Here is a 12,134-nt window from a genome sequence, read left to right on the forward strand (position 1 = left end):
TTTCATTCAAACCACCGCGTCATTCTGCGTCGGGCTGAACACCGGGCGCGGCACGAGCGAACGCGTCGAGTTGCATCGCGTGATCGTAGATGCGCTGAATCGTCGGAAACTTCGCCGTATCCACCTTGAAGCGCTGGGCGTTGAATACCTGCGGAATCAGACAGGCGTCGGCCAGTGTCGGCGTGTCGCCGAAACACAGCTTGCCGGTGCGCGAATCGCCCGCCAGATGCGCCTCGAGCGTGGCAAAACCCGCTTCGACCCAATGCTTGTACCACGCGTCTTTCGCGTCGTCGTCGACACACAGCGTGTGTTTCAGGTATTTCAGCACGCGCAGATTGTTCAGCGGATGAATCTCGCAAGCCACCTGCAACGCCACCGAGCGCACATAGGCACGCTCGGCCGGCGTGCCAGGCAAGAGCGGCGGCTCCGGATGCGTTTCCTCCAGATACTCGATGATCGCGAGCGACTGCGGCATCACTTCGTTGCCGTCGACGAAGGTGGGCACGATACCGTCCAGATTCACCTTGCGATACTCGGGCTTCAACTGCTCGCCGCCGTCGCGCACGAGGTGCACCGGCACATAGTCGTACGGCAGATTCTTCACGTTCAGCGCGATGCGCACGCGATAGGACGCCGAGCTGCGGAAATAGCTGTAGAGCTTCATGTTATGTGTCTCCCCCACCGCTCGTCAGACGACGCGTACGCTGAGTTCGCCGAGCCCGTCCACGCCGCCCTTCATGAGATCGCCCTGCACCACGGCGCCGACGCCTTCCGGCGTGCCGGTGAAGATCAGATCGCCCGGCTGCAGTTCGAACAGCGTCGACAGATAGGCGACCGTCTCGGCCACCGACCAGATCAGTTGCGACACGTCCGAATTCTGTTTTTCCTCGCCGTTCACCGATAACCAGATCGCACCCTTGCCGACATGGCCGACCGTCGTGACCGGATGGATCGGGCCGAGCGGCGCCGAATGATCGAAGCCCTTCGCGGTATCCCACGGACGGCCCAGCTTCTTCGCTTCGGCCTGCAGATCGCGGCGTGTCATGTCGAGACCGAGTGCATAACCGTACACGTGGTCGAGCGCGCTTTCGGCCGGGATGTTCTTGCCGCCTTTGCCGATCGCCGCCACCAGTTCCATCTCGAAGTGGACGTTCGTCGATTGCGAGGGATAGGGGAATTCGCCGGTCGCGCCAGGCGCGACATACAACACGGCATCGGCCGGCTTGGCGAAGAAGAACGGCGGCTCGCGGTCGGGATCATGCCCCATCTCGCGTGCGTGCGCCTCGTAGTTGCGGCCCACACAGTAGATGCGACGCACCGCGAACTGCTCGCTGGACCCCACGACCGGCACCGCGACAACCGGTGCGGGTGCAAATACGTAACTCATCCCGTTCTCCGTTTTCTGGATTGCGCCGCGCCCGCGCGGCGATAAAACATCGAGTGTAACGCGCAGCAAAGCGCGATGCAGCGGATCGGCATTGGCGCGCGCAGACCAGCGCCCCCGGCGCATCGACTCGCCGGACCGCCAGCCCCCGGATCGCTATAGATGCGATACTCACACTGGATAGCCTCCTTTGAATACCGTGGCCGACCGCTCCAAGGCGGCACGCCACCCGCCCCACTGCGCCCGATGACCGACCTCGCCGACACCGCCAACCCTTTCCCCTGCGCCCGCTATATCAAGGAAATCGGCCGAGGCCCGAACGGCGCCCGCGCCCTGACTGCTGAAGACACGCGCGCGCTTTACACCGCGATGCTCGACGGTCGCGTGTCCGATCTCGAACTCGGCGCCGTGCTGCTCGCGTATCGCGTGAAAGGCGAAACCGCCGACGAGCTCGCCGCCATGCTGGCCAGCGCGCAGGCGTCGTTCGAACCGATTCATCTGCCGCACGCGGCATTCCGGCCCGTATCGATACCCACGTACAACGGCGCGCGCAAACAGCCCAACCTGGTGCCGCTGCTCGCGCTGCTGCTGGCACGCGAAGGGGTGCCCGTGCTGGTGCATGGCGTCACCGAAGATCCAGGCCGCGTGACGAGCGCCGAAATCTTCACGCATCTGCAGATCCCGCACGCGCGATCGCACGCCGATATCGAAGACGGTCTCGCCGAGCGGCGTCTCGCATTCGCGCCGATCGACGTCCTCGCGCCGAAGCTTGCGCGCCTGCTCTCGCTGCGTCGGCGGATGGGCGTGCGCAATTCGACCCATACGCTCGTGAAAATCCTGCAGCCGTTCGCGCCCGCCGGGCTGAGGCTCGTGAACTACACGCATCCGCCGTATCGCGACAGTCTCACGCAGTTGTTCAACACGCACCCTGACGCCGCAGCGGGTGGCGCCCTGCTCGCGCGCGGCACCGAAGGCGAAGCGGTGGCCGACACGCGGCGCCAGGTGCAGGTAGATTGGCTGCACGATGGCATCTGCGAGACACGTGTGCCGCACGAGCGCTCGTCGCCCGACGCGCCTGAAGTCGACCTGCCCGAAGCTCGCGATGCCCCGACCACAGCCGCATGGATCGACGCCGTGTTGCGCGGCGAAGCGCCCGTCCCGAGCGCGATCGAACGGCAAGTGGAACTGATCGTCGATGTCGCGAGAATACCCGTGTAATGTGCGCGGCGTGATTGGAACGCAGCGCCCGTGGCATCGCACAGCCGCGCGAAGATGACAGCCGCGGGTTGACACGCCGCTGCGAGCCGTCATACATTAGACCTATGCGTTCCCTTCCGAACACCCTCCGAATTACCTCCGGCCGCCTAGCGCGGCCCCTATCGCTACGTCTAGCGTAAGTCAGACGTAGCGCCGCGCGTCGGCAGCCTGATTTTCCAGGTGAGTTGCCCAAAGCGCGGTCCTCAAAGCAGTTCCGCAGTTCCTCTCAGTGACCGTCTCACCCCCGACCGTAGTTCTTCACAACCTGTAGTCGTTTGCATTCGTCCGTTTACCGTTCGGACGAAGCGCGAGGGTCAAATGCACGTTGCATGGGCATCATCCACGTTCGCTATCGCCGTCACCATGACGTTGTTCGTTCGCGCCCGTTCGCTGGTACCGCTAGCCACCGGCTGGCAAGCCGTGCATCTGTGGCAACCCGCCAGCCGCTCGCGGCCACTCCCTTTCGCATACGACACAACGAACGAGGCTCATCATGTTGCGCAATCCCGCTGAAAAATACCGTCCCTTCCCCGCTGTGCGCCTCACCGGCCGCAAATGGCCAAGCCGCACGATCAACCAGGCGCCGATCTGGATGAGCACCGATCTGCGTGACGGCAACCAGGCGCTCATCGAACCGATGAACGCCGCGCAAAAGCTCGAGTTCTTCGAGATGCTGGTGGCGATCGGCTTCAAGGAGATCGAAGTCGGTTTTCCGTCGGCCTCGCAAACCGACTTCGATTTCGTCCGCACACTGATCGAAGAACAGCGCATTCCCGACGACGTGACGATCGAAGTATTCGTGCCCTCACGCGCCGAACTGATCGCGCGCACGTTCGAATCGCTGGAGGGCGCGCCGCGCGCCATCGTGCATCTGTACAACGCGATCTGCCCGTCGTTTCGCAAGATCGTCTTCAACCAGTCGAAGGACGAAATCAAGGCGCTGGCGGTGGAAGGCACGCGCCTCATCAAGGAATACGCAGCCGCGCGGCCCAATACCTACTGGACATTCCAGTATTCGCCCGAAACCTTCAACACGACCGAACTCCCGTACGCGCGCGAAGTATGCGACGCGGTTGCGCAGACGTGGCGGCCCACGCGCGACCACAAGATGATCGTCAACCTGCCCGCGAGCGTCGAGGCCGCGACACCCAATGTGTTCGCCGATCAGATCGAATGGATGGATCGCAATCTCGGCTATCGCGACAGCATCGTGCTGTCGGTGCATCCGCATAACGATCGCGGCACCGCCGTGGCCGCTGTGGAACTGGCGCTGCTGGCGGGCGCGGATCGCGTCGAAGGATGTCTGTTCGGCAACGGCGAGCGCACCGGCAACGTGGACCTGGTTACGGTCGCGATGAACCTTTACTCGCAGGGTGTCGACCCGGGCCTCGACTTCTCCGATATCGACGCAGTGCGGCGCGTGGTCGAGCGTTGCAACCAGATCCCGGTGCATCCACGGCATCCGTATGCGGGCGAGGCGGCGGAGCAGTCAGGGTGGAGAAACGAGGATCTGCAGCGTGTAGCTGCCTGAGAGGTCTGAAGTGGGAGCAAAGCCGCGCCTGGCAGGCTGAACCGCGCTTGCGGCAACGCTTGGGGCAGCGCGATGGCACCCAAACCTGCCCGGCTGACCCGCCAAGCGGCAAATTCAGCATGGCCGATGCAATCCATCCGGTCATGCCGTCCGAGCGCTCACAAGGCGCTCCCCGGCGCGACTTGCGAAACGGGGTGAGCTCACAAGGCTCACTCGATCGCGCAACGGGTCGCCTGCCAGGCGATCAGGCGCCATTGGCCACCTTCCTGTGTGTGAATCGCCGTGTAGGCGATCGGAAACAGCAGCGCTCCGTTGTTCGCTTCCATTTCGATCAGCGCGCGCCCGGTGACGACGCAGGTCTCTCGCCCCACCGGCAACACTTCCTGCGACTGCACCTCGATCTGCCGATAGCGGCGGCGCCCGGCGGTAATCCCGTCGATGAACTGTCGCTTCGTCTCACGCTTGCCGTTCGTATGGACATAGCTCACGTTGTCCGCGAGCAGCGTATCGAGCGATTGCCCGTCACCGTCGACCATCGCACGAAAGCGTTCTCGCTCGAGTCCGCGAATCGCTTCGATTATCTTTGCCGCCATTGCTCAGCCCCTTGCACCGGTAAGCCGAACGTGGCCACGGTCGTCAGAAGTTATATTGCAAATATAGCTGGTGGAAATTTATACCAGGATTCGGCTCTTTGATACCGCCATTGGAAATATGCTGGAAACGGTAGCCCGCCTCGTAATGCTGATGGCTGCCAAATTGCACGCCGACACCCGCCATAGGGGCGAACTGGAACGCGGTGGCGAGCGTGAGGTCAGAGGAAATTCTGGGACTTGTCAGCAGGCGGACACCGGCGCCCGCTTCGATATAAGGGCGAATCGGTCCCGCCGCGTTGATGAAGCGGATGATCGGCGTCACACCGATTTCGCCGATATTCTCGTGCACATTTCCTTCGTCGGTATGCCACCACGCCACGTGCGCTTCGCCAATCAACGAGAAATGCCAGTCACCGATCTGCCACCACGTCAGGTTCGGATCCCAAACCAGGCCCAGATCGAGTTTTTTGATGTGGTGATCGCCCACGCCGCCGGCAATCTGCACGCCAAACTGGTCGGCGGCGGCCAATCCCGAACCGCCAAGCAGAACAGCCACTGAAGCGCCTTTTAGAACCAGACCACGCAATACGTTTTTTTTGTTCTTCATCGCACACCCGAGCTAGCCGAACGTTGATCAACGGACACTGTCCCGATTATTTTAAAGACAATTTACGTCTGGTGAATCGTATGAATAAACCCGAATTTGCGCAATTAGTCACTTCAAATTCAGAAAAAATCGGCCGTTTATAAGAGTGAAAGTGCTTTGACAGGTAAGTTATACAGCCCGCACATGGTCATCCGTAAAGGTATACCATGACTATCAGAAGCAAAATTTCAATAGGAATATGCGGAACTTGGATGTCCCTACGACCTCTAAGTATTAGCACTCGGCAAATCAGAGTGCTAACATCCAACGCTGGAGTCGTTTTAACTGAATACGCTTTTGTCTGATTCCAAAGGAGTTTCCTACGTGAGCCATGCAATGACCCTTCCGAGTACTTTGAGCCCGTCGTCGGCTAAGGCCGCTTCGGCAGGTGCACTGGCGCTCTCGCATTCCTCGCTGCTGCCCGGTCAACTGGGCAATATCGACGCCTACATCCAGGCCGTAAATCGGATTCCGATGCTGACGCCGGCGGAAGAACGCCAGTTCGCCACCGAATTTCGCGAGCAGGACAACCTGGTCTCTGCGCGCCGCCTCGTCCTGTCGCACCTGCGGCTGGTCGTTTCGATCGCGCGCAATTACCTGGGTTATGGGCTGCCGCATGCCGACCTGATCCAGGAAGGCAATATCGGCCTGATGAAGGCCGTGAAGCGCTTTGACCCCGAGCAAAACGTGCGCCTCGTGTCGTACGCCATGCACTGGATCAAGGCCGAGATCCACGAATACATTCTGCGCAACTGGCGGATGGTGAAGGTCGCCACCACCAAAGCGCAACGCAAGCTGTTCTTCAATCTGCGCAGCCACAAGCAGGGGCTCGGCGCATTCACGCCCGACGAGATCGAAGGTCTCGCCAAAGAGCTGAATGTGAAGCGCGAAGAAGTGGCCGAGATGGAAACGCGCTTGTCCGGCGGCGATATCGCGCTGGAAGGCCAGGTCGAAGACGGCGAAGAGTCGTACGCGCCCATCGCCTACCTTGCCGATTCGCATAGCGAGCCGACTGCCGTGCTGGCTTCACGTCAGCGCGACAAGCTGCAGAGCGATGGTATCGCGAGCGCGCTGGACGCGCTGGACGCCCGCAGCCGTCGCATTATCGAGGCACGCTGGCTGAAGGTGGAAGACGACGGTTCGGGCGGCTCGACGCTGCACGAACTGGCCGACGAATTCGGCGTATCGGCCGAGCGCATTCGCCAGATCGAAGCGAGCGCAATGAAGAAAATGCGCGGCGCGTTGACGGAATATGCATAAAGCTTAAAGACGTTCATCACGCCGGTTCGCCCGGCGCACGCCGTCTGGTTTCAGAGCCCTGCCATCGCAAGAAGGCAGGGCTTTTTTGTGCCTGAGCGGCGGTGCGTTCGCCTCATCACAGATACCCACGTACTCACTCAAGACCGTGCCCGTCAAGCACGCGTTTCTTGACGTATCACAAAGCCCGTAGCAATACTGTCCAGACGGGGCAAGGTTAGCGACCCAATGCCGCAGTGCCGAACTCACACGCGCAAGGTTCTGCTCCTAAAATCGGGATGCACTCTCCAGACCGTTCCAGCGGCCTGGGTCCAGCCGGATTCACCGGTGTGAAGTCGCCTCCGACCGAACATGACCATAGCCCTGAATCGCCATAACACTCCTCGCTCGAGCCTGCGCAAACGGTTCGCCGCCTGGGTGCGCGGTCCGACGCTGGCGCGGGATATCGCCATCGTCCTTGCCATCAAATTCGCACTGCTGATGGTGCTCAAGTACGCGTTCTTCAATCATCCGCAGGCGGAGCATATGTCGCTGCCGCCTGAACAAGTCGCGCAGGCGCTGTTGTCCGTGCCTGCCTCGCATCCGTCTCAAGGTGATCAACATGCCCGTTAACGAAGTCGTGGAACTGTCGCGCCTCCAGTTCGCCATCACGGCGCTTTATCACTTTCTGTTCGTGCCGCTCACGCTCGGTCTGTCCTGGTTGCTCGTCATCATGGAGTCAGTCTATGTGATGACCGGCAAGCAGATCTACAAAGACATGACCCAGTTCTGGGGCAAGTTGTTCGGCATCAACTTTGCGATGGGCGTAACCACCGGTCTCACGCTGGAATTCCAGTTCGGCACCAACTGGTCGTACTACTCGCACTACGTCGGCGACATTTTCGGCGTGCCGCTGGCCGTTGAAGGTTTGATGGCGTTCTTCCTCGAGTCGACCTTCGTCGGTCTGTTCTTCTTCGGATGGAAGCGGCTCTCGAGAGTGCAGCACGTGATCGTCACGTTCCTCGTTGCGCTCGGCTCGAATCTGTCGGCGCTGTGGATCCTGGTCGCCAACGGCTGGATGAACAATCCGGTCGGCGCCACCTTCAACTATCAGACCATGCGCATGGAACTCGACAGCATCTTCTCGGTGCTGTTCAATCCGGTCGCGCAGGTGAAGTTCGTCCACACCGTATCGGCCGGTTATGTGACCGCTTCGATGTTCGTGCTCGGTGTGTCGTCGTGGTATCTGTTGAAGCGCCGCGACACCGAATTCGCGTTGCGCTCGTTCGCCATCGCCGCCGGCTTCGGTCTGGCGTCGACATTGTGCGTGATCGTGCTCGGCGACGAATCGGGCTACCGCACCGGCGAAGTTCAACAGGTCAAGCTGGCCGCCATCGAATCCGAATGGGAAACGGCGCCCGCACCCGCGCCCTTCACGATCATCGGCATTCCGAACCAGAAGGAAGAGCGCACCGACTATGCGATCCGTATTCCGTATGCGCTCGGCCTCATCGCTACGCGCTCGATCGACGAACCGGTGGTCGGCCTGAAAGACCTGATGGCGCAGAACGAAGTGCGCATCAAGAACGGCATGCTCGCCTACGCCGCGTTGCAAAAGCTGAAGCTAGGCGACACGACGGACGAAGCCAAAGCCGCTTTCGACGCTCACAAGAAGGATCTCGGCTACGGCCTGATGCTCAAGCAGTTCACCGCGAACGTCACCGACGCCACGCCGGATCAGATCGCGCAGGCCGCCAGGAAGACGATTCCGCCGGTAGCGCCCGTGTTCTTCTCGTTCCGACTGATGGTCGGCCTCGGCATCCTGTTCCTCGCAACATTCGTACTGGCGTTCTGGTTTTGCGCGCAGCGCTCCCTGCTGCTGGAGAAACGCCGCTGGTTCCTACGCTGGGCCGTGTGGGCGATTCCGTTGCCATGGCTCGCTGCTGAATTCGGCTGGATCGTTGCTGAAGTGGGCCGTCAACCGTGGACCATTGCCGGCATTCTGCCGACTGCATTGTCCGCCTCGAGCCTGACTCCGGGCGATCTGTACCTGAGCATTGGCGGTTTCGTCGTGTTCTACACGGTGCTGTTCATCATCGAAATCATGCTGATGTTCAAGTACGCGCGGCTCGGGCCTTCGTCGCTGCACACCGGCCGCTATCACCACGAACAACCACAGCCGCTGAATCAGTCGCTGCCGACCAACACGGCCGCATGATTCGCCGCCACTCTGTTCCAAGGGAAAGATCATCATGGATTACGCAACCCTCAAACTGATCTGGTGGGTGTTGATCGGCGTACTGCTGATCGGCTTCGCGCTCACCGACGGCTTCGACATGGGCGCGGCGATTCTGCTGCCGTTCATCGCGAAAACCGACGCCGAGCGGCGCATCGTCGTGAACACAGTGGGTGCAACGTGGGAAGGCAATCAGGTGTGGCTCATCACCGCGGGCGGCGCGATGTTCGCCGCCTGGCCGCTGGTGTATGCCGCGTCATTTTCCGGCTTCTACTTCGCGATGTTGCTGGTGCTGTTCTCGCTGTTCTTCCGGCCAGTCGGTTTCGATTACCGCAGCAAGCGTGAAGACCCGCGCTGGCGCAATGCATGGGACTGGGCGTTGTTTGTCGGCGGCTTCGTCCCGGCGCTGGTGTTCGGCGTGGCGTTCGGCAACCTGCTGCAAGGCGTGCCGTTCTCGTTCGACACCGATCTGCGCGTCACGTATCACGGCAGTTTCTTCGCGCTGCTCAACCCGTTCGCGGTGTTATGCGGGCTCGTTAGCGTGTCGATGCTGGCCGCGCACGGCGCCGCTTTCGTGAAAATGAAAGCGGACGACGTCGTCGCCGAGCGAGCATCGCTGGCGCTGCGGATCGCTTCGCTCGCTGCCGTGGTGCTGTTCCTGCTGGCCGGCGCGTTGATCGCCACGATGATCGGCGGCTATCAGATCGTCGATGCCCCGCCGCTCAATACGGTGGCCAACCCGCTGCTGAAGAATGTAATCGGCGCACCCGGCCTGTGGCTCACGAACTACGCAAACTATCCGTGGATGGTGATTGCGCCAGTGGCTGGCCTCGTCGGCGGCGTACTGGCCTTGTTGCTGGCGCGCTCGCGTTTTGAAAAGAGCGCCTTTCTGTCGACCTCGCTGATGATCATCGGCGTGATCCTGACGGCGGGCTTCTCGATGTTCCCGTTCATCATGCCCTCCTCGCTCGATGGCCGCAGCAGCCTGACCGTATGGGACTCGACTTCGAGCCGCATGACGCTGCAGATCATGCTGATCGCCGTGATCATTTTCCTGCCGATCATCCTGATCTACACGAGCTGGGTGTATCGCGTGATGCGAGGCAAAGTGACCGCTGCGGCGCTCGAAGAAAATCACCATTCAATGTATTGATCAGGATTACGACTAACAGGAGTGTGCGATGTGGTATTTCAGTTGGCTTCTCGGCGTTGGCGTGGCCTTGGCGTTCGGCGTCATCAACGTAATGTGGCTGGAATCGCGCCGGCCTCTGGAAGCGGGCAAGCAGAAAGCGCGTTGATGGATCATTTGCCGGTCATACGCCGTCAGGTTTGAACCGGTAAACGCAAAAGCGGCACCTTGATTCAAGGTGCCGCTTTTTTATTGCTGCGTCATCGGAAGACGAGCGCAGTAATGGAGCGGCACAGGCCGCTCCTCGGCGCTACGTTAGGTTGCGTTACGCGGGCTGCGGCGCCGCACCGGCACCCGTACCCGGCGACAGACGGGTCGCCAATTGCGCGGCGTAGCGCTGAGCTGCGTCGCCCACGACGATGTGGAACGTATCCGCCGACACCCATGCCGTATCGAGCGTAGCCAGACGTTGACGATCCACCGCAGACGGATCGCGAACCACGATCCGCAGGCGCGTCGCCGCCACAGCGTCCAGCGAAACCACATTGCCCGCGCCGCCGAACACGGCGAGCCAGCGCAACGGATCCGGGTCGAGCGGACCCCCTTGAGCACCACCTTGAGCACCGCTGGCAGCCGCCACGGGAGCCGCAGCCACAGCAGGCGCAGCAGCAGCCACCGGCTTCACCGCATCGCCACCGCCTTGCGCGATCACCGTACGGATTTCATCGGCGATGATGTCCGCTTCCGGTCCGATAATCACCTGCACGTTGGTCGAGCCGCGTTTGAGCACGCCACGCGCACCGATCGTCTTCAGTTCACTTTCCGAGACCTTGTTGGCATCGACCACCGACAGACGCAGACGCGTCGTGCAGGCATCCACCACCGACAGGTTCGACGCGCCACCCAGCGCGGCGATATAACGCTGCGCGCGCGGCACGGCGGCCCCCGCAACCGGCGACACAAAACCGCCTGCGGCAAACGACTCGACTTGCTCTTCTTCAGCAGCGGGTTCGCGGCCCGGCGTCGCCATGTTGAACTTGCGGATAAAGAAGCGGAACAGACCGTAGTACACCACCGAGTACACGAGACCGATCGGAATCGCCCACCAGCCCTTGGTCGACAGGCCGTAGTTCAGCACATAGTCGATTGCGCCGGCAGAGAACGTGAAGCCGAGGTGGATCCCGAGCGCCGAGCAGATCGCAAGCGACAAACCGGTCAGCAACGCATGGATCACATACAGCACCGGTGCGAGGAACATAAAGCTGAATTCGATCGGCTCGGTCACGCCCGTCAGGAACGAGGTGAGCGCCATCGAGAACAGCAGGCCGCCGACCACCGCACGGCGCTCCTTCGGTGCTTCATGGAACATCGCCAGACACGCGGCCGGCAGGCCGAACATCATGACCGGGAAGAAGCCCGTCATGAACGTTCCGGCAGTCGGATCGCCCGCGAAGAAGCGATGCAGGTCGCCCGTCACCGGCACACCGCCCGGCGGCGTGAAGGTGCCGAACACGAACCACGTCAGCGAATTGAGGATGTGATGCAGACCCGTGACGAGCAGCAAACGGTTCAGCACGCCGAACACGAACGCGCCGAGCGCACCCGCGGTGGTCAGCCAATGGCCGGCCGTATCGATGACGCCTTGCACCGGCTGCCATACGTAGCCGAACACAATGCCTATCACCAGACAGACCACGCCGGTGACAATCGGCACGAAGCGTTTCCCTCCGAAGAATGCGAGGTAATCGGGCAGCTTGATGTCCTTGTACTTGTTGTACAGCAAGCCCGCGACGATACCCGCCACGATCCCGGACAACACGCCCATGTTGAGCTTGTCGTTGATGTCCTTCATCACCGCGATTTCGATCAGATAACCGATCGCGCCCGCGAGACCCGCCACGCCGTTGTTGTCTTTCGCGAAGCCAACCGCCACGCCGATTGCGAACAGCAGCGGCAGGTTGTCGAAGATCGCGCCGCCGGCGTCGGCGATCATCTTGATGTTGAACACATCGGGCTGGCCCAATCGCAGCAGCAAACCGGCAACCGGCAGCACCGCAATCGGCAGCATCAGCGCCCGGCCCAGGCGCTGAATCTTCAGAAACGGATTCCCATCCATTGACAC

The 12,134-nt window shown here is 61.4% G+C and carries 11 protein-coding genes and 1 pseudogene; 7 read left to right on the plus strand and 5 right to left on the minus strand.

Annotated elements, in window-relative coordinates; all coding sequences use genetic code 11:
• Window positions 1-19: 19 nt before the first annotated feature.
• On the minus strand, window positions 20-664 hold the full coding sequence (gene maiA / locus PQQ95_RS04455; protein WP_408435233.1) for a maleylacetoacetate isomerase: 645 nt from the start codon (window positions 662-664) through the stop codon (window positions 20-22).
• A 24-nt stretch (window positions 665-688) separates the two neighbouring features.
• The gene (locus PQQ95_RS04460; protein ID WP_408435235.1) at window positions 689-1,387 is read right to left on the minus strand and encodes a fumarylacetoacetate hydrolase family protein; all 699 of its coding nucleotides are present in this window, start codon (window positions 1,385-1,387) and stop codon (window positions 689-691) included.
• Between the two features lie 243 nt (window positions 1,388-1,630).
• On the opposite strand from PQQ95_RS04460, the gene ybiB reads away from it, so the two are divergent.
• Together ybiB and PQQ95_RS04470 are read left to right on the plus strand one after the other, a co-directional pair.
• Complete coding sequence (gene ybiB, locus PQQ95_RS04465; RefSeq protein WP_408435237.1) at window positions 1,631-2,602, plus strand: DNA-binding protein YbiB; 972 nt, start codon at window positions 1,631-1,633, stop codon at window positions 2,600-2,602.
• A 532-nt stretch (window positions 2,603-3,134) separates the two neighbouring features.
• A pseudogene (locus PQQ95_RS04470) lies at window positions 3,135-4,118 on the plus strand (2-isopropylmalate synthase); the annotation flags it as partial.
• A gap of 263 nt (window positions 4,119-4,381) precedes the next feature.
• Here PQQ95_RS04470 and PQQ95_RS04475 read toward each other — a convergent pair.
• Both PQQ95_RS04475 and PQQ95_RS04480 read right to left on the minus strand, forming a co-directional pair.
• Window positions 4,382-4,765, minus strand: coding sequence for a nuclear transport factor 2 family protein (locus tag PQQ95_RS04475; protein WP_408435239.1), 384 nt, complete (start codon window positions 4,763-4,765; stop codon window positions 4,382-4,384).
• 43 nt (window positions 4,766-4,808) lie between these two features.
• Window positions 4,809-5,372 (minus strand): acyloxyacyl hydrolase, encoded by a 564-nt coding sequence (locus PQQ95_RS04480; RefSeq protein WP_408435241.1) that lies wholly within the window; start codon window positions 5,370-5,372, stop codon window positions 4,809-4,811.
• Window positions 5,373-5,735: 363 nt separating this feature from the next.
• On the opposite strand from PQQ95_RS04480, the gene rpoH reads away from it, so the two are divergent.
• The 5 genes from rpoH to cydX all read left to right on the plus strand — a co-directional run bounded on the left by rpoH (window position 5,736) and on the right by cydX (window position 10,181).
• On the plus strand, window positions 5,736-6,671 hold the full coding sequence (gene rpoH / locus PQQ95_RS04485) for an RNA polymerase sigma factor RpoH (RefSeq protein ID WP_408435242.1): 936 nt from the start codon (window positions 5,736-5,738) through the stop codon (window positions 6,669-6,671).
• 348 nt (window positions 6,672-7,019) lie between these two features.
• Window positions 7,020-7,280 carry a cytochrome oxidase putative small subunit CydP gene (cydP, locus tag PQQ95_RS04490; RefSeq protein WP_408435244.1) on the plus strand — a complete coding sequence of 87 codons (261 nt, stop codon included), beginning with the start codon at window positions 7,020-7,022 and terminating at the stop codon, window positions 7,278-7,280.
• Entirely contained in the window at window positions 7,270-8,865 is a 1,596-nt protein-coding gene (locus tag PQQ95_RS04495; protein WP_408435245.1) for a cytochrome ubiquinol oxidase subunit I, read from the plus strand. The genes cydP and PQQ95_RS04495 overlap by 11 nt, the downstream gene beginning before the upstream one ends.
• A gap of 34 nt (window positions 8,866-8,899) precedes the next feature.
• Window positions 8,900-10,036: a cytochrome d ubiquinol oxidase subunit II gene (gene cydB, locus PQQ95_RS04500; RefSeq protein ID WP_408435247.1), complete on the plus strand. Its 1,137-nt coding sequence runs from the start codon at window positions 8,900-8,902 to the stop codon at window positions 10,034-10,036.
• Window positions 10,037-10,064: 28 nt separating this feature from the next.
• Window positions 10,065-10,181: a cytochrome bd-I oxidase subunit CydX gene (cydX, locus tag PQQ95_RS04505; protein ID WP_408435249.1), complete on the plus strand. Its 117-nt coding sequence runs from the start codon at window positions 10,065-10,067 to the stop codon at window positions 10,179-10,181.
• Window positions 10,182-10,337: 156 nt separating this feature from the next.
• Here the strand turns inward: cydX and nagE are convergent, their stop codons facing one another.
• Window positions 10,338-12,128, minus strand: a complete 1,791-nt coding sequence (gene nagE, locus PQQ95_RS04510) for an N-acetylglucosamine-specific PTS transporter subunit IIBC (protein WP_408435251.1) — start codon at window positions 12,126-12,128, stop codon at window positions 10,338-10,340.
• Window positions 12,129-12,134 lie beyond the last annotated feature (6 nt).

The sequence above is a fragment of the Paraburkholderia caffeinilytica genome (assembly GCF_046030355.1).
Taxonomy (GTDB): domain Bacteria; phylum Pseudomonadota; class Gammaproteobacteria; order Burkholderiales; family Burkholderiaceae; genus Paraburkholderia; species Paraburkholderia caffeinilytica_B.

Coding starts and splice junctions, on each gene's coding strand:
- maiA (WP_408435233.1), bottom strand. CDS start 664: ATGAAGCTCTACAGCTATTTCCGCAGCTCGGCGTCCTATCGCGTGCGC.
- PQQ95_RS04460 (WP_408435235.1), bottom strand. CDS start 1,387: ATGAGTTACGTATTTGCACCCGCACCGGTTGTCGCGGTGCCGGTCGTG.
- ybiB (WP_408435237.1), top strand. CDS start 1,631: ATGACCGACCTCGCCGACACCGCCAACCCTTTCCCCTGCGCCCGCTAT.
- PQQ95_RS04475 (WP_408435239.1), bottom strand. CDS start 4,765: ATGGCGGCAAAGATAATCGAAGCGATTCGCGGACTCGAGCGAGAACGC.
- PQQ95_RS04480 (WP_408435241.1), bottom strand. CDS start 5,372: ATGAAGAACAAAAAAAACGTATTGCGTGGTCTGGTTCTAAAAGGCGCT.
- cydP (WP_408435244.1), top strand. CDS start 7,020: ATGACCATAGCCCTGAATCGCCATAACACTCCTCGCTCGAGCCTGCGC.
- PQQ95_RS04495 (WP_408435245.1), top strand. CDS start 7,270: ATGCCCGTTAACGAAGTCGTGGAACTGTCGCGCCTCCAGTTCGCCATC.
- cydB (WP_408435247.1), top strand. CDS start 8,900: ATGGATTACGCAACCCTCAAACTGATCTGGTGGGTGTTGATCGGCGTA.
- cydX (WP_408435249.1), top strand. CDS start 10,065: ATGTGGTATTTCAGTTGGCTTCTCGGCGTTGGCGTGGCCTTGGCGTTC.
- nagE (WP_408435251.1), bottom strand. CDS start 12,128: ATGGATGGGAATCCGTTTCTGAAGATTCAGCGCCTGGGCCGGGCGCTG.